This is a genomic window from Rhodococcus xishaensis (assembly GCF_004011825.1).
In the GTDB taxonomy this organism is placed as follows: domain Bacteria; phylum Actinomycetota; class Actinomycetes; order Mycobacteriales; family Mycobacteriaceae; genus Prescottella; species Prescottella xishaensis.
The window spans coordinates 264,116-283,625 of the sequence record NZ_RKLO01000002.1 but is presented as its reverse complement, the minus strand read 5'-3'; the positions used below and the strand labels follow the sequence as shown (position 1 = coordinate 283,625).

Genomic DNA, 19,510 nt, shown 5'->3' with positions numbered 1-19,510 from the left:
TCCCACGCTGTGAGCCAGCCGACCTTCGTGAATCACTCGTTCCAGGCCCCCGCGAGCAGCGCCCGCGTTTCGCGAAGCAACTGCGGCATCACCTTCGCGCCCCCGAGTACGGTGATGAAGTTCGCGTCACCACGCCAGCGCGGAACGATGTGCTGGTGCAGGTGCTCGGCTAGCGATCCACCGGCAGTCTTGCCGAGGTTGAAACCGACGTTGAAACCGTCCGGGCGCGAGACCCGCTTGATGACGCGGATCGCCTGCTGCGTGAACGCCATCAACTCGGCGCTTTCCTCCGGTGTGAGATCCTCGAGCGCCGAAACCCGGCGATACGGCACGACCATCAAGTGTCCCGGGTTGTACGGGTACAGATTGAGCACCGCATACACGAGCTCGCCCCGAGCGACGATCAACCCCTCCTCGTCGCTCATCTTCGGGATCTCGCTGAACGGCCCCTCACTCGAACTCGAGGTCTTGACGGCCTCCGCGATGTACGACATCCGATGCGGCGACCACAACCGTTGCAGCCGGTCGGGATCGCCCAGGCCTGTGTCGACGAGGGCGCCGTTCTCGATGTTGTCGTTCGACGGATCGGTCACTGAGCACCACCGAGCAATTCAGCTGTGGGCGAGGCGTTTTCACGTCGCGAGATCCACTCGCTGATCATATTGACTGCTTCGGGGACGGCGACGCCGTTGATCTGCGTGCCGTCGCGGAAGCGGAAGCTCACCGCACCGGCTTCGACGTCGCGTTCACCCGCGAGCAGCATGAACGGCACCTTCTGGGTGGTGTGGGTGCGAATCTTCTTCTGCATCCGGTCGTCGCTCACGTCTACCTCGGCACGTACCCCGATCGCTCTGAGTTGCCTCACGACTTCGAAGAGATGGTCTTGGTGCGCCTCGGCGACTGGGATACCCACGACCTGAACGGGCGAGAGCCACGCCGGGAAAGCGCCCGCATAGTGCTCGGTGAGCACGCCGAAGAACCGCTCGATGGAACCGAACAGTGCGCGGTGGATCATCACTGGGCGCTGCTTGGTGCCCTCGGGGCCGGTGTACTCGAGATCGAAACGCTCGGGCAGGTTGAAGTCGAGCTGAATCGTCGACATCTGCCAACTGCGACCGAGCGCGTCCTGCACCTGCACGGAGATCTTCGGGCCGTAGAACGCCGCTCCACCTGGGTCGGGCACCAGATCCAGACCTGACGCCTCCCCGACCTCACGCAGGGTCTCGGTGGCCTCTTCCCACAGCTCGTCATCGCCGACGAACTTGTCCGGGTTCTTGGAGGACAGCTCGAGGTGGAAGTCTTCGAGTCCGTAGTCCGCGAGCAGGCCCAGCACGAACTGCAACGCCGTGGTCAGCTCGTCGCGCAGCTGCTCTCTGGTGCAGTAGATGTGCGCGTCGTCCTGCGTCATGCCGCGGACGCGAGTGAGGCCGTGCACGACGCCGGACTTCTCGTAGCGGTACACCGAACCGAACTCGAACATGCGCAGCGGCAGCTCGCGGTAGGAACGTCCCCGTGACGCGAACACCAGGTTGTGCATCGGGCAGTTCATCGGCTTGAGGTAGTAGTCCTGGCCGGGTTTGCGGACGGTGCCGTCCTCGTTCAATTCCTCGTCGATGTGCATTGCCGGGAACATGCCGTCGCGGTACCAGTCCAGGTGACCGGAAACCTCGTACAGATGACCCTTGGTGATGTGCGGAGAGTAGACGAACTCGTAGCCCTCCTCGACGTGGCGCCGGCGCGAGTAGTCTTCCATCTCCTGCCGGACGATGCCGCCCTTGGGGTGGAATACCGGCAGCCCCGAGCCGAGTTCGTCGGGGAACGAGAACAGGTCCAGCTCGGCACCGAGTTTGCGGTGGTCGCGACGCTCGGCCTCGGCCAGCAGCTCGAGGTGCCTGTCGAGCGCCTCGTTCGACTCCCACGCGGTGCCGTAGATGCGCTGAAGGTCCTCGCGGCTCTGGTCACCGCGCCAATAGGCGGCCGAGCTGCGGGTCAACTTGAACGCCGGGATGTGCTTGGTGGTGGGAATGTGCGGGCCACGGCACAGGTCACCCCACACGCGCTCTCCGGTGCGCGGATCGAGGTTGTCGTAGATCGTCAGCTCTTTGCCACCGACCTCCATCACCTCGGGGTCGTCGGTGAGCGACTCGTCGCTTCTCGACTTGTCACTGATCAGCTCGAGCTTGAACGGCTCATCGGCGAGTTCGGCACGAGCATCGTCGATGTCCTCGACGACGCGACGAGAGAACCGCTGCGCGCCCTTGACGATCTGCTTCATCCGCTTCTCGAGCCTCGTGAGGTCCTCCGGCGTGAAGGGGCGGTCCACACGGAAGTCGTAGTAGAAGCCGTCCTTGATCGGCGGCCCGATGCCAAGCTTGGCCTCGGGGAACTCCTGCTGGACAGCTTGCGCGAGGACGTGTGCGGCCGAGTGCCGGATGACGCTGCGACCGTCCTCGGTGTCGGCGGCAACGGCCTCGATCTCGACGTCGACATCCGGCGCCCACGACAGGTCCCGCAACTGTCCCTCGGCGTCGCGGACTACGACGACCGCCTCGGGCCCTTTGCCGGGAAGTCCGGCCTCGCGCACCGCCGTGCCCGCAGTAGTCCCGGCGGGCACTTTGACGCGTGCGGCTGGGGTGACGGATCCGGCAGTGGTCACGACGGTGCGCTCCTAGATGCGAGGGTGCGCCCTCGGATGAGGGCGATCTCATGTTATCGGCACCGCATCGTCACCAGTGGAGCCATCCCACCGTCGGTGAGGTCGTCCGCTACAGCGGGCTCTCCAGCCAGGGCTGGTCGAGTCCCACCCATGTGCCGATCAATCTGAAGGTCCCGAGCACCCACAGCGTCGCGAGCACGACGATCGTGGTGAACAGCACGCTCAAACCCTTGACGAAGGTGGATTGCTGAGCGAACCACGCCATGAACCTGTCGTATCGCACGCGGACCCAGTGCAGCAGTCGATGTGCCCAGGCGAACTCCGACGCGAGGATGCCCAGACCCGCGAAGACGATCAGCCATCCCGGACCGGGGTATGGAATCGCGACGATCCCCACCGCAAGCACGATCGCACCTGCGACACCCACGCCGAGTCGGTACGCCAGGTTCAGGGACGGGTTCGCCGCGATACGTGCGCGACGCCGCTTCCACCTGTGCTCGACTTCCTCGAGAGCCTCGATCGGGTGAAATCCGTCCTCCGCCGGCTCTACGGCCGCGCGGCCGCCCTCCTGGGAATGTTCATTCACCGGCCGATCCCCCATGGTCCGCACCCTCTAGACGTCCACGCCGACCGACATGCCGGCTCCCTTCAAGCGTACCCAGACGTGAGGGTGCCACGACTGTGCACCCGGCGCCCGTCCGACGCGCGTGCCCTCGATCGCTCCCGACGATTCGGGCGCGTCGCCGCGGGCACTGGTGGATAGTGAGCCAATGTACAGACAACGAATGGGCCGTGTCCTCATGGCTGCCGGCGCCACCGCCGTTTCGATCCTGGTCCTCACGGGCTGCTCGAGGGGTCCGTCGGACCCGGCGGATGGTCAACCAGCTGGAATCAGTTCCCAGGGCACCGGCACGGTAACGGGAACCCCGGACACCCTCACCGTGGTACTGGGCGTCCAAACGCAAGCCTCGACCGCGGAGGCGGCGCTGGATGAGAACTCCGAGAAGGCCACTGACCTCATCGACACGCTGAAGAGCAACGGGGTGGCCGCAGAGGACATCCAGACGAGCAATCTTGCAGTGAATCCGATCTGGGAACAGGGCGGGGCGCAGATCAGCGGCTATCGAGTCACCAATCAGGTGACCGCAACCCTGCACGACATCCCTGCGGCCGGCGAAGTCATCGACGCCGCGGCCAGCGCAGTCGGCGACGCGATACGGATCCAACAGACAACCTTCTCCATCGCCGACGACGGTGAACTGCGCGCCGAGGCGAGGGCACAGGCGGTCCAGCAGGCCCAGGCGCAGGCTCGACAGATCGCCGACGCGGCTGGGGTGACGCTCGGCAGGGTGCGGTCCATCGTGGAGATCCCCGCGGCCGCCCCGGGTGCGCCCATCCCGTACGCGTCGCCTGAAGCCAGGATGGATGTGGTTCCCATCGAGCCGGGTTCACAGGAACTCGACGTGCACGTCGCGGTGACGTACGAGATCCGCTGACGGGCCCGTATCCGAGACTCACCCAGAAGACGCGACTCACCCAGAAGACGCGACTCACCCAGAAGACGCGACTCACGCAGAAGAGGGGAAGAGGTCGAAAGCGGAGGAGGCATAAAAACGGAAGAGGCTCCATCCGATACACCGGACGGAGCCTCTTCCTGCAGTGGTCCCGGCTGGGATCGAACCAGCGACCTCCCCGGTGTGAACGGGACGCTCTTCCACTGAGCCACGGGACCGAGCCACGACAACGACTCGCGGCTGAACGAGACGAAACACTAACACGCACCAGCAGCCGAGTACGAATCCCCTGGTTGTAATTCGCTTCGATCCACCCACCCCCGATCAAGATCGATGCGGCAACGGCGGGAACCTTGGTTCCTGAGGACACGAACCTTGATTCCTGACGACACGAACCTTGATTCCTGAGGACACTGATGAAGGTCGACATCGTTTTCGAGCGGACGCTGCGAACAGATGGACGCGGTGGTCGCCGACGACGAACGGCCGAACGTGACAAGATCTCGAATCGGTCCGTTCGCACACCTGCGCGAACCTCGGCAAGCGCCACCGTTCTACCTCTGACCAGCTGGTTTGTGCCATTCTCGAGTGGTCCGCTAATGTTCTCTCCGCACCGGGGACGCGATGTAGCCCACCGGAGCAAATGCGGATGTAGCGCAGCTGGTAGCGCATCACCTTGCCAAGGTGAGGGTCGCGGGTTCGAATCCCGTCATCCGCTCGAGAGGTTGGACTCGACCTTTTATGGTGGAGTGGCCGAGTGGTGAGGCAACGGCCTGCAAAGCCGTGCACACGGGTTCGATTCCCGTCTCCACCTCGCGCGATTAGCTCAGCGGGAGAGCGCTTCCCTGACACGGAAGAGGTCACTGGTTCAATCCCAGTATCGCGCACCAAGTTTCGAGGCGGTATGCTGCCGAGAAGCTCGAGTGAAGAACATGCGGATGTAGCGCAGCTGGTAGCGCATCACCTTGCCAAGGTGAGGGTCGCGGGTTCGAATCCCGTCATCCGCTCCACGGTCGGCCGTCGAGGCCGACCAGGAAGCCCCAGGATTCCAAGGGCTTTCGCATCTGTAGACCCGCGCGATTAGCTCAGCGGGAGAGCGCTTCCCTGACACGGAAGAGGTCACTGGTTCAATCCCAGTATCGCGCACCACCGAGAAGGGGCACCTCCAAGCGGAGGTGCCCCTTCTCTTGTGTGTGCGTCCTTCGTGAGTCGAATCCACCTTCCGTCGATTCGACTCGAACATGAGGAATTCCTCATGTATTGTCGTTGGTGCCATCCCCCTGATGGTGCGGAGCCCCAGCCAAGACCCCCATCCACGGCTGGGGCCCACGTCTGTTCCAGACCTATTCAGCGCCAAGATCTTGGCGCGCCACCGTGGCGCCAAGTCGAGATCGTCACCCAACTCCGGTACGGCAATTGCTGTTTCGCCCTGATGAACAGGGGGCCAAAGACGCCACGAAACGTGGCTGAATGTTGGACACTCGTCCAGTGAATCGAAACGCGAACACCCTCAGCCGGGCGCGAACTTCCGCAGCGGTCGCCTTCGGTCTCCAAGGGTTCATGCTGGCCGCGCTGCTCACCCAGCTTCCACAGTTCAAGGACGACTTAGGGTTCAGCGACAGTCTCGTCGTGGGCGCGGTGGTCGGCGTGTCCATCGTGGCCGGCGTTGGAAGCGTGGTCGCTGAGCAACTCGCAAAGGCCACGTCCAGCCGCACCACGCTGCGGGTGGGCTTGCTCGTCATCGCCGCCGCCGCGGTCGTCATTGCCTTCGCCTCCTCGACAACGGCGTTCCTCGCGGCGTTCGCGTTCTACGGGATCGGACTGGGCATGGTCGATGCCGCCGCCAACATGCAGGCCGTGTCCATCCAGCACGCCTACGGACGGGTCATCCTGTCGTCGTTCCACGCAGCCTGGAGCGTCGGTGCGATCCTGGGTGCGCTGTTCGTCTCTGCGTGTTCCGGACTTGGACTCTCTGTCGAGGTCTGCGTGGTGACCGCCGCCGTGGTCGTCGCAATCGGATGTTTGGCTATCGGACCGCGGCTCCTGCACACAGGCCATCAGCGAACATCCGACGCCCCGGCCGGGCCCCTATCGGTTCCCCTGTGGCCGTTCCTCGCGCTCGGGGTCGCGATGGTGCTCTTCTATGCGATCGACTTCGGAATCGCCAACTGGTCGGCGCTGTACCTCAAGGAAGTGCTGCTGTCCGACGTGAGCACCGCAGCCCTCGCGATGGCGGCATACCAGATCACCGCACTGATCTCCCGTCTGACGGGCGACTTCTGGGTGCGCCGATTCGGCGAGATCGCCGTGGTCCGCGCCGGCGCAGCGGTCAGCGTGGTCGGCTTGCTCGTAGTCGTGCTTGCACAGGCCCCGGCCGTCGCCATCATCGGGTTCTTCGTGGTGGGCCTCGGCGTCCCCGTCGTCGCTCCCCTGTGTTTCAGCGCGGCAGGACGACTCGCGCCGCCGGACCAGACCGATGCCGTCATCGCGCGGATCAACATGTTCAACTACGCCGGCACCGTGATCGGCGGTGCGGTAATCGGGGGCATGGCGTGGGCCACCGATCTCCGCATCGGCTTCGTTGCTCCGCTGCTTTTCGCGGCTGCGTTGTTCTTGCTCGCGCCCGCCTTCGCGCCGAGGCAGGTCTCTCCTGCTGCACCCGAGGCGGAATCGACGTCCAGCGCGTCCTGATCGGGCGCAGCCGTACAGTGCAGGCGCGTCCACCCGGACGGTGTCGGCGCCGCGCCCACCATCTCAGACGGTGTCAACACGTCCGTCCCGGACAATGGTGTACTAACGGGACGGACGACCATGCACTCGAGGTGAAGTTGTGACGATTTCCGTGGACCGCGCCGGACTCTGGGACGCGGAGGCACTCGCCGATGTCGCTGCGGCGACCTTCCCACTCGCTTGCCCACCGCACGCGACGAACGAGGACATCGCAGCATTCATCGACAACGTTCTCTCGGCGGAAAAGTTCAGCGAGTACCTCACCGACCCGACTCGCACGGTCCTCAAAGCGACCAGCAACGGCGAGATCGTGGGCTATGTGATGCTTGTCGACGGCGCCCCCGAGGACGAGGACGTCCGGTCTGCGGTGTCATTGCAACCGACGACCGAGATCAGCAAGCTGTACGTGCTGCCCGAGAGGCACGGCTCGGGAGTGTCTGCGGCCCTGATGAACGCCGTGGTCGACTACGCTCGCAACGCGAACTGCGCCGGTGTGTGGCTGGGCGTCCACCAGGAGAACGAGCGGGCGCAACGCTTCTACGTCAAGAACGGCTTCAAGAAGGTCGGCACCAGAACATTTCGCGTGGGCGCTCAGACCCTCCACGACTTCGTGATGCAGCGCAGCATCTGACCGCCGCGTCACCCGCCACCGGGCGGCCGCACGTGCCGGGTCGATCAGGCAGCGACCTCGAAACGCGACAGTGCGAGCAGACGCGACGTGGCACGTAGGTACTTCTTGCGGTAACCGCCGGCGAGCATCTCCGGCGTGAAGATCTCGTCGAGCTTCGCACCGGACACCGTGACGGGGATGCCGGCATCGTACAGACGGTCGGCGAGGACGACCAGGCGCAGTGCGACGGACTGGTCCTCCGCCGCGCGCACACCCTTGAGGAACACCGCCGGAATCCCCTCGACGAGCTTGCCGTAGCGGGAGGGGTGCTGCGTGCTCAGGTGCGCGCACAGCTCGTCGAAGTCGTCCAGTGTGGCACCGCCGATCGACTTCACCCGCTCGAGCAAGTCTGCGTCGTCGGTGGGCTCGGGCGCCGGCGGCAGGTCGCGGTGGCGATAGTCGGGTCCGTCGACGCGGATGGTCTCGAAGATCGAGGCCAGCTTCTTGATCTCGCGCAGAAAGTCCTGCGCAGCGAACCGGCCCTCGCCGAGCTGGCCGGGCAGCGTGTTCGACGTCGCGACAATCGAGACCCCACGCGCGGACAACTCGGTCAACAGGCGGGAGATCAGCATCGTGTCACCCGGATCGTCGAGCTCGAACTCGTCGATGCACAGCACGCTGTGCGACGACAACTCCTCGACAGCACGGGTGAAGCCGAGTGCGCCGACCACGTGCGTCAACTCGACGAACGTGCCGAATGCCTTGGGAGACGGCGAGCTGTGGAAGATCGATGCGAGCAGGTGCGTCTTGCCGACACCGAAACCACCGTCGAGGTACAGGCCGGCACCCGTCGTCTGAGCCTTGCGCCCGAACAGGCCGCGTCGGCCACCGCCACGGATCTTGGCGACCTTCCCGGAGAACTCCTCGGCCTTACGAACCGCAGTGGCCTGACTCGGTTCCTTGGGATCGGGAATATAGGACGCGAAACTGACCTCGTCGAACATCGCCGGGGGCACCATTTGAGCTACCAACTGATCGGCCGGCACCACCGGATCGCGATCGACGAGACGCGCATACATGCACTGAGCGTATAGACGTGCTGTGATCGAACACGTGCACCGCCTGGATATTGCGAGCTACCTCACACGGGACGAGGCTGGCAGCAACCGGCCGCCCGAATTGCGCGACGAAGACCTGCGGTCTCTGTACGGCTATCCGACACCGCTCGACAGGCCCTGGGTGCGTGTCAACTTCATCTCCAGCATCGACGGTGCCGTGACCATCGACGGCTCCAGCGCACGGCTCGGCACTCCCGCAGACAAGCGCGTGTACGACGTTCTACGCGAGCTTGCCGACGTGATCGTCGTCGGCGCCGGCACAGTCCGTGCGGAGAACTACGGCGGCGCACGCACCGACGATGCGCTGGCAGCCCGACGACGCGACCACGGGCTCGCCGATGTCCCACCGATCGCGGTTGTCACCGCGAGCGGACGGCTCGATCCGACGTCGAGGCTGTTCACCGAGACCGCCGTGCCGCCGCTGGTGATGACATCGGCCCGCCTCGATGCCGGAGACCTCGCTGGTTTGCGCACCGCGGGCGCCGATGTCGAGGTCGTCTCCGAGGGCGCTATCACCGGTTCCGCGATCGTCGCCGCCCTCAGGCGTCGGAAGCTTCACAGGGTGCTGTGTGAGGGCGGACCGGGGCTGTTCGGCACGCTCATCGCCGACGGTGTCGTCGACGAACTCTGCCTGACGACCTCGCCGCAACTGGTCGCCGGCGGCGCCGGACGGATCGCCGTCTCCGCCAGCGCTTGTCCGACGCCGATGACTTGCGTGCATGTTCTCGGCGACGACGACGGAACCCTGTTCACACGATGGGTGCGGGCCCGCGATGAGTGAGCGACCTGGCAGGCTGTTCGACATGCGCAGAATCGGGGTGGCCGCGATTGTCCTGGCTGTCTGCACGGCGTGTGGCGCCGGGCCCTCCGACCGACCCGAAGTCGCCATCGTCGAACAAGGCGGTGGTTCCGCACCGACGACCGAAACGGCCACCGAGATTCCGCAACTGCAGGCCCCTGTGCGGGATCTCGACTGGTCCGATTGCAAGGACGCCACCCTCGGGTCTCTCGGCCTCGGTGCGGGTCCAGCGGGACTGTCGCTCGAGTGCGCTGGCTTCACCACATCCGTCGACACGTCCAGAGGCATGACACATCTGATCGAGATCGGCGCGATGCGTGCCCGGCTGCCGCAGACCCCAGACGGTGCCGCACCACTCGTTCTCACATCGGGTTCGGATCTGGCGTCGTCGAGCACACTGGCGGCGCTGGCGACCGGCCCGAGTGCAAGCTTGCTCGAACAGCAGCCGATCGTCGCGATCGACCGACGCGGCATCGGCGCCTCGACGCCACTCGACTGCCTCTCGACGGCCGAACGTCGAGCACTCGCCGATCTCGGGCAGTTCACGGCCGGCGACGTATCCAACGTCGACGAGGTGGCCGCGTTGGGCCGGGACGCGACGGTGGAGTGCACCGACGCCCTGCAGCCCTACGAACTCGCCTTCGACACCGCGCACGCCGCGGACGACCTCGAGCAGTTGCGTGAGCTGTGGGAGGTTGACGGCTTGGGTCTGCTCGGCACCGGCAACGGCGCTGCCGTCGCACTCGCCTACGCCGCGAAGTACCCGGCGCATGTGGGGCGGCTGGTGCTCGATGCACCCCCCGCGACCGCCGTTGACGCCGCAACTGCCGCCGAACAGCGAGTCCAGGGGCAGGAAGCGGCGCTCGCCAACTTCAGCCGCCGGTGTGCGGCGTTGAACTGCTCTCTCGGTCCGGACCCGACCGCGACGATCACGGCACTTCGCGACCAAGCGGACGCCGGGAACCTCGGCGCGGTGTCGTCCAGTTCCCTACTCACCGCCGTCTCGGCATTCATCGGGTCGCCTCGGGGTGACCAGGCCACGCGGGTACGTGAGTTGGCGGACGTCCTGGCAGCCGCCGAGCGCGGCGACGTCGCGCCCCTCCAAGATCTGATCGATACCACGGAAACGGCGGTTGGCACCGATGGCCAATTCGTGGCGCGGTGTAGCGACGGCCAGCAGTGGCCCGGTCCGGGACGCGTGGTGGAGCTACAGCAGACATGGGCAGCGAAGTACCCGGTCTTCGGCGCCGACGCCGCCGTGGCTCTGATGCGTTGTGCCGCCTGGCCGACCATGGCGCCACCCCCGCTACCCAGCACCATCCCGGTTCCCGTCCTCGTGTTCAGCGGCGCGGCGGACCCTGTCATCGGCGACGGCGGGTTGGCGACGGTCACCGGCAGCCTGTCCAGTGCGGGTGCCCGATGGTCGAGTGTGACCTGGGAAGGGTACGGGCACCCAGTCGTCACGCACTCTGATTGCGCGCGTCAGGCTCTCGATCGCTACCTGGATTCGGCGACGCTGCCGTCGAACGGAAGCGCGTGTCCGGCCTGAGCTGGGGGTGCCCAGCCCAGTGCGCTCGGCCAACGGTGTAACGTGCCGTCGTGTTCCTTCGACGATTCGAGCCGCGTACCGGCCGCACCACCGCCGAGGTCATCAACTTCGCGCTGTGGCCCATCGCCGTGATGACGGTGATCCATCGAGTGGTCATCAGGGCCGTCAACGGATCCGTCACGGACGACTTTGCGCCCGTCTATCAGGCCGCCCTGGCGTTCCTCAATCGTCGCGAGGTCTACACCGCCAACTTCAACTCGGTGGATCCCCACTATCTCTACCCGCCGAGCGGCACGCTGCTCATGGCACCGATCGCGATCATCGATCCGGAGAAGTCGCGTTGGCTGTTCATCCTGGTCAATGCGATCGCTGTAATCATCGCGTTGTATCTGCTGCTCAAGATGTTCAACCTGGCGCTGAATTCCGTCGCGGCACCCATCACGCTGCTGGCCGCCTTCTCCACCGAGACGGTGACGAACACACTGGTGTTCACGAACATCAACGGTCTGGTTCTGCTCGGAGAGATCGCCTTCCTGTTCCTGATGCTCCGTCGCAAGGACCTGTGGTCTGGCGCGGCAATCGGTCTGACCTTCGCAGTGAAGCCGATTCTGGCGCCGCTGATGTTGTTGCCCCTCGTGCGAGGTCAGTGGAAGGTGTTCGTCACGGCTGTCGGCATCCCGCTGGTGCTGACCGCTATTGCGTGGCCGCTGTCGGTGGACCCGATGGAGTTCGTCCACCACACGGTGCCGTACCTGACGGAGTCGCGCGACTACTTCAACAGTGCGATCGTCGGCAACGGCACGTACTACGGACTGCCCGTCGCGCTGATCTGGGCACTGCGCATCGGGTTCGCCGCCATGGTCGCGGTTTCCCTGTGGCTGCTCTACCGGTACTACCGCAACGACGAACTGTTCTTCGTTGCGACCGCTTCGGGAGTGCTGCTGACCGCATCGTTCCTGCTCGGCTCGCTCGGCCAGCTGTACTACTCGATGCTGCTCTTCCCGCTCGTGATGACCGTGGTGCTCCGCAACTCGGTGATCCGCAACTGGCCTGCGTGGCTCGCACTGTACGGCGTCCTCAGTGCCGACGACTGGATCTCGCATCGGTTCCAGCAAGCCGGTCGGGCAGCGGAATACCTCAAACCCACGCTGGGCTGGAGCCTGCTGCTCATCGTCGTGTTCGCCGTGCTCGTGAACCGGTACCTCTTCGCAAGACGGGAGGGCCGCCTGGATCGCGGCATCGACCCCGATTTCCTCGTCACCGACGGGCCAGAGCCGAGACCCACACCGGCCAAGCTCTGACGCAACCGCTGGCGGCACGTATTAGTTTGGAGCCATGAGTTCGACACAGGATTCCGGTCTCCCCGAGCCGAAGTTCCGTCGCGACGACACCGAGTGGCGGGCGAACCTGACTCCGGAGGAGTATCACGTGCTGCGGCAAGCCGGAACGGAACGACCGCACGTCGGCGAGTACACGAACACCGAGACCGAGGGCGTGTACACGTGTCGCGGGTGCGGCGCCGAGTTGTTCCGGAGCTCCGAGAAGTTCGAGTCACACTGCGGGTGGCCATCGTTCTTCGACCCTGCCGACTCCGATGCCGTTATCCTGCGCCCCGACAACTCGCTGGGGATGCGACGGGTCGAGGTCCTGTGCAGCAACTGCCACAGCCATCTCGGGCACGTCTTCGAGGGTGAGGGCTACCCGACCCCGACCGACAAGCGCTACTGCATCAACAGCATCTCGCTGCGACTGCAGTCCGCGGACGGCTCTTAGAACTCCGCTCCACCGGCAGCCGGTCGACGACCGGGGCACCTTCTCGAAACGAGTAGCTTGCTTACCAAGTTACTGCTACCTTGTTGTACATGAGTCCATCGGTGGAGCGCCGCAGCCTGATCCTGCGAGGAGTGCTCGATCTCTGCCTGCTCGCCGTGCTTCGGGAACGACCCGTCTACGGCTACGAACTCACCGAAAGACTGGCCGAGCAGGACCTGCTGGTAGCGGGAGGCTCGTCCTACCCACTGCTCGCCCGCCTCGAGAAGGCCGGATTGGTCGAATCCGAGAGCCGCCGCTCCGAATCGGGCCCGCCGAGGAAGTACTACTCGTTGTCCGCCGACGGCCGAAAGGCACTCACGGAGGGAACAGCCGAATGGTTCGAGGTGGCCAAGAGTGTCGACGCACTACTGGGTCCGAATTCGGAAACCGTATCAGGGGAGGAACATTCGTGAACGAGGACAACTACGAACCGACCGAACCGTCACAGCCGGAGGCCGATCCGCGGATCCTGCGGCACGCTGCCCGCATCTGGCGCAAGGCGGCGGTGCGGCCCGCGGACCGCCGTGTCCTGCTCGCCGAGTTGTCGGCCGAACTGACCGCCGCCGGCGCGGCTGGCCTGCCTGCCAGCACGGTCATTGGCGAAGACCCCGAGCACACCCTACGGGCATGGGCCGACGAACGCGGGCTGTCCGGACGATCCCTGCGCGTTCTGCTGGTGGTCCCAGCCACCATGGTTGGCATCGCCGTGGGCTTCGCAGTACAGGGTGCGGTCCTCTTCATCGAATTCACGAGGACGACGACCGCCATCTGGGTCATACCCCCCTACGTGATCCTCGGCCTGTACGCAGTGACCGCACTGCTCGCATATCTACTCGCTGTCAACGTCACGTTCATGACGTTGCGCCAAGTGCGCGATCCGCGCTCGGGAAGCACCGCCAAGTGGCTCGCTGCCATCCTGCCGGCCGGCGCGGCGGTGGCGACCGCGGCGGGGGTCGGGGTTGCCCGGGCACTCGGATTCACCACCGAGCCTGGAACCTTCGTCGCAGTGATCACAGTCGTATCCATCGTTCTCGCCGCAACGGCGACGTTCGCCCGCTACTTCGCCACCCGCCCGCGGACTGCGGTTACGGCAGCGAGTTGACCAACTGCTCGACGGACACGCGTGGGCCGGTGAAGAACGGGGTCTCCTCACGCACATGCATCCGGGCCTCGGTGGCGCGCAGATCACGCATCAGGTCGACGATGCGGTCGAGTTCGGGGGCCTCGAACGCAAGGATCCACTCGTAGTCACCGAGCGCGAACGCAGGAACCGTGTTGGCACGCACGTCCGGGTAGCCACGGCCGGCCTTGCCGTGATCGGCGAGCATCTTGCGGCGCTCCGCCTCGGGCAGCAGGTACCACTCGTAGGAGCGCACGAACGGGTACACGCAGAGGTAGTTGCCCGGCTCCTCGCCCGCGATGAACGCCGGAACGTGGCTCTTGTTGAACTCGGCCGGGCGGTGCAGCGCGACGTTGGACCACACCGGGTCGCTCGCCTGCCCCAGGTCGGTAGTGCGACGGAAGTCGGCATACAGCTTCTGCAGGTCCTCGAGCCGCTCCGCGTGGGTCCAGATCATGAAATCCGCGTCGGCCCGGACGCCTGCGACGTCGTAGATGCCGCGCACGACGACGTCACTGTCCTCGAAGGAGTCGAAGAAGTCCTGGGCGTTCTTAACCGCGGCAGCGCGGTCCTCGCCGAGGACGCCGGGCTGAACCTGGAAGACCGAGAACATCGCGTAGCGGAGAGTGGAATTGAGCTTGTCGTAGTCGAGGCGTGCCATGGCCTCATCCTGCCACTCGCGCCGCGAGGCGTGTCGCGGCCGTGGTCGCCGACTCCACGCACGCCGGAACCCCGACCCCGTGCAGGTAGGCGCCGGCGACCTCGAGGCCGTCGATCTCACCGGCCGCGGCTTCGATCGCCGCGACCCGGTCGAGGTGGCCGGGCGCGTATTGCGGCAGTCCGCCGTGCCAACGCTGGACGAACGCATCGACCGGCTCGACCTGGACGCCGGTGACCGTCTCGAGGTCCGCTCGCGCCATCGCGATCAGGTCGGCGTCTGGTGCGTCGACCACGGCCGCGTCGCCGAACCGGCCGTACGAGGCGCGCACCAGCGCGACGTCTCGCGTGGCGAGGTGTGGCCACTTGCGGCTCGACAGCGTGAATGCTTTGGCGCCCAGAGATTCTCCCGTCGCAACGAGGATGCCGGAGTTCTCCGGAATCCCGGTCTCGGTGGCGTTGTCGCGAGGCAGGGCCAGTGCCACGACCGCGGAGGACGCGAGTTCGATGTCCCGGGCAGCCGCGGCCAGTCGCGGAGCCGACTCGGCCACGAGCCGGACCATGTTCGGGGCGGGAACGGTGAGGACGACGCCGTCGACGTGACCGACCGGCTCGAGCCACCAGCCTCCCTCGTCTCGGCGCAGGCCCGTGACGGGCGCATCCATGACCACACGCGGGTCGGCCGCGTCGCGAAGCGCCTCGAGTAGTGTTCCGTAGCCATCGCGCAGGGTTCCGAACACGGGACCAGGAGACGGTGTCGGCAGGGCCGCGCACACCGCGGCGGTGAGGCTGGTCGCACCCGAGTCGAGCGCGGCCGCAAGTGCGGGGAGTGCGGCCCGGACTCCGATCGAGTCGGACAGGCCCGAGTAGACGCCGCCGAGCAGCGGGTCGACGCTGCGGCGCACCACCTGCTCGCCGAAGCGACCGGCGACCAAAGTCGCGACGTCGATGTCCGCGACGTCGTCCCACTCGAACGGCTCGGACGGTTCTGCGGCGATGCGCGCGAGGGTGTCGGCGTCGACGAGGCCCGCAACTGATTGCGCGTCCGCCGGGATGCCCATGAGGGTGCGGGTGGGCAGGGGGTGCAGGTGTCCTCCGGACCAGATGAGCGGCTGGCGTCCGGCGGGATGGACCAACTGTTCCTCGAGGCCGAGTTCGCCGATCAGTTCGGCAACCTCGGGCCTTCGGGCGATGAACGCCTCCGCGCCGACGTCGACTGGTCCGCCACCGAGTGGCACCGTGCGCAGCTTGCCACCGAATCGCGACTCCGCCTCGATGATGGTGATCTCGGCGTCGGCACCCAGCTGCTGACGCAGCCGGTACGCGGCGACCAGCCCGGTGATGCCGCCACCGACGACCGCTACCGAGATCCGTCGACCGGTCACAACGAATGCACCAACTCCACGACGTCGGTCAGGACCGCCGGATCGGTCTCGGGAAGAACCCCGTGTCCGAGGTTGAAGATGTGCCCGGTTGAACCGGCCGCGATCGCGGCATCCGCCTCACGGCAGATCCGCCGGACTTGTTTCTCGACAGCGTCCCAGCCTGCGAACAGCACGGCCGGATCCAGGTTGCCCTGCAGCGCCTTGCCCGGTCCGACGCGGCGGGCCGCCTCGTCGAGCGGGATGCGCCAGTCCACGCCGACGACGTCGGCACCGGCTTCGCCCATCACGCCGAGCAACTCGCCGGTGCCCACACCGAAGTGGATGCGCGGCACACCGGCAGACTCGACCTCGACGAACACCCGCTCGGAGTGCGGCAGCACGAATTCGCGGTACTCGGCCAGCGACAGCGCACCGGCCCAGGAGTCGAACAGCTGCATCGCGTCGACTCCGGCGTGCAGCTGCGCCTGCAGGAACGCGATGGTGATGTCGGTGATGCGGCCCAGCAGTGAGTGCCACGTCTTGGGGTCGGCGTGCATGAGCGCCTTGGTCCGCTCGTGGTTGCGGCTCGGGCCGCCCTCGACCAAGTACGACGCGAGTGTGAACGGAGCACCGGCGAAACCGATCAGCGGCGTCGGGCCCAGCTCCGTAGTGAGCAGACGCACCGCCTGTGCGACGGCGCCTACCTCCTCGGGGACCAGCCGTGGCAGCGTCTCGACGTCGGCCCTCGACCGCACCGGATTCGCTACAACCGGTCCGACGCCCGCCACGATATCGAGATCGACGCCAGCCGCCTTGAGCGGAACGACGATGTCGGAGAACAGGATCGCCGCGTCGACCTTGTGCCGCCGCACGGGTTGCATCGTGATCTCGCAGACCAGTTCCGGGTCGAAGCAGGATTCGAGCATCCCTATCCCTGCCCGGATCTTCCGATACTCCGGCAACGAGCGTCCGGCTTGGCGCATGAACCACACGGGTCGATGCTTCACCGGACGGCCGTTGGCCGCAGCCAACAATGGTGCGTCGTCGAGAACCCGTCGAGCGGGGTACTCGGCGCGCCCGGTCATGCCTGCATTCGTATCTTCCAAGCCGCTCATCGCGCTCCATGCTGCCATGGCGCCTCGCGGGCTCAGAATCGGCGCGCCTCCACCGCGCTACCAGGTGCGGCGTCTAACGTCCGCTTGTGTGACACCGCCGGGATTACCCAACGAACCCGCCCCGTTCCGCGCCGCCGTCGACGCCATGAACTCGGCCGTGGTTCACCCGGAGATAGCGGTCGGTCCGATCCGCCCACCGCAGCGGCTCGCGCCGTACAGCTACGCGATCGGCGCCGAGGTGCGCCACCCCGACGCCGGTGCTATCGCCGAGCCCACCGACGGGGAGGCGTTCGGACGTCTGATCCTGTTGTACGACCCCAATGGTGACGAGGCGTGGAACGGCACCATGCGACTGGTCGCGTACATCCAAGCTGACCTCGAGCCCGCGCTCGCCGACGACCCACTACTCCCCGAGGTCGCCTGGAGTTGGCTCGTCGATGCGCTCGAGGTGAAGGCAGACGAGATCGTCGCGCTGGGCGGCACGGTCACGTCGACCAGTTCAGTGCGGTACGGCGACATCGCGGGTCCCCCGCGATCCCACCAACTCGAGTTGCGGGCGTCGTGGACCCCGACTTCGACGGATCTGACCTCGCACGTCGAGGCGTTCTGCGACGTCCTCGCTTTCGCCGCGGGCCTCCCGCCCGCGGGAGTCACCGAGCTCGACAGACGGGGCCGCTAGCCACACTCTTCCCGACGGCACTCGCAGCTGCGCGCCCGCACAGCCCAGCCAATGGACATAGCGCTTGGCGCGCCCGCAGGCACCCCGCATGGACCGCGGTGGCCGTGAGCAACTATGGAGCAACCTCAGCCTGTCAGCCGACGGCACCGAGACGTCGTCTGCGGCGCGGCATGCCGGGTCGAGTGCCTGCGCATTCACCCGTTATGCGCCTGGCAGTAACCAGTCGTTGAAACAAGAACTTGGACTAACTCTTCCATATGTGTTCAACCATGACCTTTGTCACATGGTGAGCGAGTAGTTAGAACCAGTTCTACCGTTAACTGCATGGAGAGACTCAGCGGAATGGATGCCAGCTTCCTTTACCTCGAAACCCCGACCCAGATGCTTCACGTGTGCGGGCTGATCATCCTGGACGGGTCCACGATTCCCGGTGGCTATTCGTTCGCGAAACTGCGCGACGAACTCGCGATTCGCGTGGAGACGATGCCCAGCTTCAAGCGACGCCTCGAGGACTCACGATTCAACCTCGACCATCCGGTTTGGGTCGACGACTCCGATTTCGACATCGAGCGGCACGTCCACCGGATCGCCGTCCCCGCGGGTGGCCGGGAGGAACTGGCCGAGCTGTGCGGATCGATCGCGAGCCAGCCCATGGATCGCACCCGCCCGCTGTGGGAAATGTTCTTCATCGAAGGTCTCGAGGACGGCTCCATCGCGGTGATGTCGAAGATGCACCACGCGAACGTCGACGGTGTCACCGGGGCCAACCTGATGTCTCAACTGTGCAGCCTCGAACCCGACACTCCCCGACCGGAATTCGACCATCGTCCCAAGGGTGCCGGTACCGCCAGCTCGCTCGATATCACCATCGACGGCATGCTGGCATTCGTCTCACGACCGTTGAGGATGGCCAAGATGCTGCCAGGCAGCCTGGCCCTGTTGCCCCGTTGGATCGACAGGGCCCGCAAGGGCGAGGCCATGCCGGCACCGTTCACCGCTCCGCGCACCTCGCTGAACGGTGCGATAACCGGACACCGAAGCATCGCGTACGGAGAATTGAGCCTCGACGACGTCAAGCTCGTCAAGAACACCTTCGGAGTCAAGGTCAACGACGTGGTGTTGACGATGTGCGCGGGCGCGCTGCGCAAGTACCTCGAGAACCGCGACGAACTGCCCGACGAGTCGCTGGTGTCGATCGTCCCGGTCTCCGTACACGACAAGTCGGATCGCCCCGGAACGAACCAGATCTCGGCGATGTTCACCCAACTCGGCACCGACATCGCCGATCCGATCGAGCGGCTCTACATGATCGCGGAACGCAACACGATCAACAAGGACCACAACGAAGCGCTCGGTGCGACGCTCCTACAAGACTGGGCGCAGTTCGCCGCGCCGGCCGTGTTCGGGAGCGCGATGCGGGTGTATGCCTCGTTGAAGCTGGCCGAACGTCATCCCGTGGTGCACAACCTGGTGGTCTCGAACGTGCCCGGTCCCCCGCTGCCGCTGTACTTCATGGGCGCGCGCATCAAGCAGATGTATCCCCTCGGACCGGTCTTTCACGGCGCCGGACTCAACGTGACGGTGATGTCGCTCAACGGTCGCCTCAACGTTGGTCTCGTTGCCTGCAAGGAACTCGCGCCCCACCTGTGGGACCTCGCAGATGCGTTCTCGGAAGCCCTCGCCGAACTCGTCAAGGCCGCACGAACGCACGCCCGGAAGCGGAAGCGGTCCGCAGCCTCTTCGTGACACCCGTCCCTCGTTGATCACGAACGGTTGACCACCCACGG

18 protein-coding genes and 6 tRNA genes are annotated in these 19,510 nt (G+C 65.8%); 16 read left to right on the top strand and 8 right to left on the bottom strand.

Going from position 1 to position 19,510, the window contains the following annotated elements:
- Positions 1–32: 32 nt before the first annotated feature.
- The 3 genes from EGT50_RS05770 to EGT50_RS05760 all read right to left on the bottom strand — a co-directional run bounded on the left by EGT50_RS05770 (position 33) and on the right by EGT50_RS05760 (position 3,176).
- Complete coding sequence (locus EGT50_RS05770) at positions 33–593, bottom strand: HIT family protein (protein ID WP_127951627.1); 561 nt, start codon at positions 591–593, stop codon at positions 33–35.
- Positions 590–2,656: a threonine--tRNA ligase gene (thrS, locus tag EGT50_RS05765; RefSeq protein ID WP_127951626.1), complete on the bottom strand. Its 2,067-nt coding sequence runs from the start codon at positions 2,654–2,656 to the stop codon at positions 590–592. Before thrS ends, EGT50_RS05770 begins: the two co-directional genes overlap by 4 nt.
- A gap of 109 nt (positions 2,657–2,765) precedes the next feature.
- Complete coding sequence (locus tag EGT50_RS05760) at positions 2,766–3,176, bottom strand: TIGR02611 family protein (RefSeq protein WP_408014614.1); 411 nt, start codon at positions 3,174–3,176, stop codon at positions 2,766–2,768.
- A 265-nt stretch (positions 3,177–3,441) separates the two neighbouring features.
- Here EGT50_RS05760 and EGT50_RS05755 point away from each other — a divergent pair, with 265 nt between their 5' ends.
- Positions 3,442–4,152, top strand: a complete 711-nt coding sequence (locus EGT50_RS05755; protein WP_235870598.1) for an SIMPL domain-containing protein — start codon at positions 3,442–3,444, stop codon at positions 4,150–4,152.
- Positions 4,153–4,316: 164 nt separating this feature from the next.
- On the opposite strand, the gene EGT50_RS05750 is transcribed toward EGT50_RS05755, so the two are convergent.
- Positions 4,317–4,388, bottom strand: a tRNA-Val gene (locus EGT50_RS05750).
- 427 nt (positions 4,389–4,815) lie between these two features.
- Between EGT50_RS05750 and EGT50_RS05745 the strand changes: the two genes are divergently transcribed.
- The 7 genes from EGT50_RS05745 to EGT50_RS05715 all read left to right on the top strand — a co-directional run bounded on the left by EGT50_RS05745 (position 4,816) and on the right by EGT50_RS05715 (position 7,531).
- Positions 4,816–4,888 (top strand) — tRNA-Gly (locus EGT50_RS05745).
- A gap of 25 nt (positions 4,889–4,913) precedes the next feature.
- Positions 4,914–4,984: transfer RNA gene (locus EGT50_RS05740), tRNA-Cys, on the top strand.
- A 1-nt stretch (position 4,985) separates the two neighbouring features.
- Positions 4,986–5,060: transfer RNA gene (locus tag EGT50_RS05735), tRNA-Val, on the top strand.
- Between the two features lie 44 nt (positions 5,061–5,104).
- Positions 5,105–5,180, top strand: a tRNA-Gly gene (locus EGT50_RS05730).
- Between the two features lie 64 nt (positions 5,181–5,244).
- A tRNA-Val gene (locus EGT50_RS05725) sits at positions 5,245–5,319 on the top strand.
- Positions 5,320–5,640: 321 nt separating this feature from the next.
- Positions 5,641–6,861, top strand: a complete 1,221-nt coding sequence (locus EGT50_RS05720; RefSeq protein WP_127951624.1) for an MFS transporter — start codon at positions 5,641–5,643, stop codon at positions 6,859–6,861.
- Between the two features lie 139 nt (positions 6,862–7,000).
- Positions 7,001–7,531 (top strand): GNAT family N-acetyltransferase, encoded by a 531-nt coding sequence (locus EGT50_RS05715; RefSeq protein WP_127951623.1) that lies wholly within the window; start codon positions 7,001–7,003, stop codon positions 7,529–7,531.
- A 44-nt stretch (positions 7,532–7,575) separates the two neighbouring features.
- Here the strand turns inward: EGT50_RS05715 and zapE are convergent, their stop codons facing one another.
- On the bottom strand, positions 7,576–8,589 hold the full coding sequence (zapE, locus tag EGT50_RS05710; protein ID WP_127951622.1) for a cell division protein ZapE: 1,014 nt from the start codon (positions 8,587–8,589) through the stop codon (positions 7,576–7,578).
- A gap of 22 nt (positions 8,590–8,611) precedes the next feature.
- Here zapE and EGT50_RS05705 point away from each other — a divergent pair, with 22 nt between their 5' ends.
- The 6 genes from EGT50_RS05705 to EGT50_RS05680 all read left to right on the top strand — a co-directional run bounded on the left by EGT50_RS05705 (position 8,612) and on the right by EGT50_RS05680 (position 13,890).
- A complete protein-coding gene (locus EGT50_RS05705) occupies positions 8,612–9,409 on the top strand; it encodes a pyrimidine reductase family protein (RefSeq protein WP_127951621.1) in 798 nt (265 codons plus the stop codon).
- Positions 9,402–10,976, top strand: a complete 1,575-nt coding sequence (locus EGT50_RS05700) for an alpha/beta fold hydrolase (protein ID WP_235870597.1) — start codon at positions 9,402–9,404, stop codon at positions 10,974–10,976. The genes EGT50_RS05705 and EGT50_RS05700 overlap by 8 nt, the downstream gene beginning before the upstream one ends.
- 50 nt (positions 10,977–11,026) lie before the next feature.
- Positions 11,027–12,277, top strand: a complete 1,251-nt coding sequence (locus EGT50_RS05695; protein ID WP_127951620.1) for a glycosyltransferase family 87 protein — start codon at positions 11,027–11,029, stop codon at positions 12,275–12,277.
- Between the two features lie 34 nt (positions 12,278–12,311).
- Positions 12,312–12,749, top strand: coding sequence for a peptide-methionine (R)-S-oxide reductase MsrB (gene msrB / locus EGT50_RS05690; protein WP_127951619.1), 438 nt, complete (start codon positions 12,312–12,314; stop codon positions 12,747–12,749).
- Positions 12,750–12,838: 89 nt separating this feature from the next.
- Positions 12,839–13,201, top strand: coding sequence for a PadR family transcriptional regulator (locus EGT50_RS05685; RefSeq protein WP_127951618.1), 363 nt, complete (start codon positions 12,839–12,841; stop codon positions 13,199–13,201).
- Positions 13,198–13,890 (top strand): hypothetical protein, encoded by a 693-nt coding sequence (locus tag EGT50_RS05680; protein WP_127951617.1) that lies wholly within the window; start codon positions 13,198–13,200, stop codon positions 13,888–13,890. The genes EGT50_RS05685 and EGT50_RS05680 overlap by 4 nt, the downstream gene beginning before the upstream one ends.
- On the opposite strand, the gene hemQ is transcribed toward EGT50_RS05680, so the two are convergent.
- Genes hemQ through hemE form a run of 3 tightly spaced genes read right to left on the bottom strand, consistent with a single transcriptional unit; the run spans position 13,874 to position 17,014 of the window.
- Complete coding sequence (gene hemQ, locus EGT50_RS05675) at positions 13,874–14,569, bottom strand: hydrogen peroxide-dependent heme synthase (protein WP_127951616.1); 696 nt, start codon at positions 14,567–14,569, stop codon at positions 13,874–13,876. The two genes, EGT50_RS05680 and hemQ, sit on opposite strands and share 17 nt — an antisense overlap.
- Positions 14,570–14,573: 4 nt before the next feature.
- Positions 14,574–15,950 carry a protoporphyrinogen oxidase gene (locus EGT50_RS05670; protein ID WP_127951615.1) on the bottom strand — a complete coding sequence of 459 codons (1,377 nt, stop codon included), beginning with the start codon at positions 15,948–15,950 and terminating at the stop codon, positions 14,574–14,576.
- Positions 15,947–17,014, bottom strand: coding sequence for a uroporphyrinogen decarboxylase (gene hemE / locus EGT50_RS05665; RefSeq protein ID WP_206615767.1), 1,068 nt, complete (start codon positions 17,012–17,014; stop codon positions 15,947–15,949). Before hemE ends, EGT50_RS05670 begins: the two co-directional genes overlap by 4 nt.
- Before the next feature lie 118 nt (positions 17,015–17,132).
- Here hemE and EGT50_RS05660 point away from each other — a divergent pair, with 118 nt between their 5' ends.
- Complete coding sequence (locus tag EGT50_RS05660) at positions 17,133–17,723, top strand: DUF3000 domain-containing protein (protein ID WP_127951613.1); 591 nt, start codon at positions 17,133–17,135, stop codon at positions 17,721–17,723.
- A 324-nt stretch (positions 17,724–18,047) separates the two neighbouring features.
- Complete coding sequence (locus EGT50_RS05655) at positions 18,048–19,469, top strand: WS/DGAT/MGAT family O-acyltransferase (protein ID WP_164873351.1); 1,422 nt, start codon at positions 18,048–18,050, stop codon at positions 19,467–19,469.
- The last annotated feature ends 41 nt before the right edge of the window (positions 19,470–19,510 follow it).

Excerpts from the sequence above, each read along its gene's own strand:
- hemQ (WP_127951616.1), bottom strand. The coding sequence starts at position 14,569 with ATGGCACGCCTCGACTACGACAAGCTCAATTCCACTCTCCGCTACGCG.
- EGT50_RS05700 (WP_235870597.1), top strand. The coding sequence starts at position 9,402 with ATGAGTGAGCGACCTGGCAGGCTGTTCGACATGCGCAGAATCGGGGTG.
- hemE (WP_206615767.1), bottom strand. The coding sequence starts at position 17,014 with ATGACCGGGCGCGCCGAGTACCCCGCTCGACGGGTTCTCGACGACGCA.
- EGT50_RS05685 (WP_127951618.1), top strand. The coding sequence starts at position 12,839 with ATGAGTCCATCGGTGGAGCGCCGCAGCCTGATCCTGCGAGGAGTGCTC.
- zapE (WP_127951622.1), bottom strand. The coding sequence starts at position 8,589 with ATGTATGCGCGTCTCGTCGATCGCGATCCGGTGGTGCCGGCCGATCAG.
- EGT50_RS05720 (WP_127951624.1), top strand. The coding sequence starts at position 5,641 with ATGTTGGACACTCGTCCAGTGAATCGAAACGCGAACACCCTCAGCCGG.
- EGT50_RS05755 (WP_235870598.1), top strand. The coding sequence starts at position 3,442 with ATGGGCCGTGTCCTCATGGCTGCCGGCGCCACCGCCGTTTCGATCCTG.
- msrB (WP_127951619.1), top strand. The coding sequence starts at position 12,312 with ATGAGTTCGACACAGGATTCCGGTCTCCCCGAGCCGAAGTTCCGTCGC.
- EGT50_RS05655 (WP_164873351.1), top strand. The coding sequence starts at position 18,048 with ATGGAGAGACTCAGCGGAATGGATGCCAGCTTCCTTTACCTCGAAACC.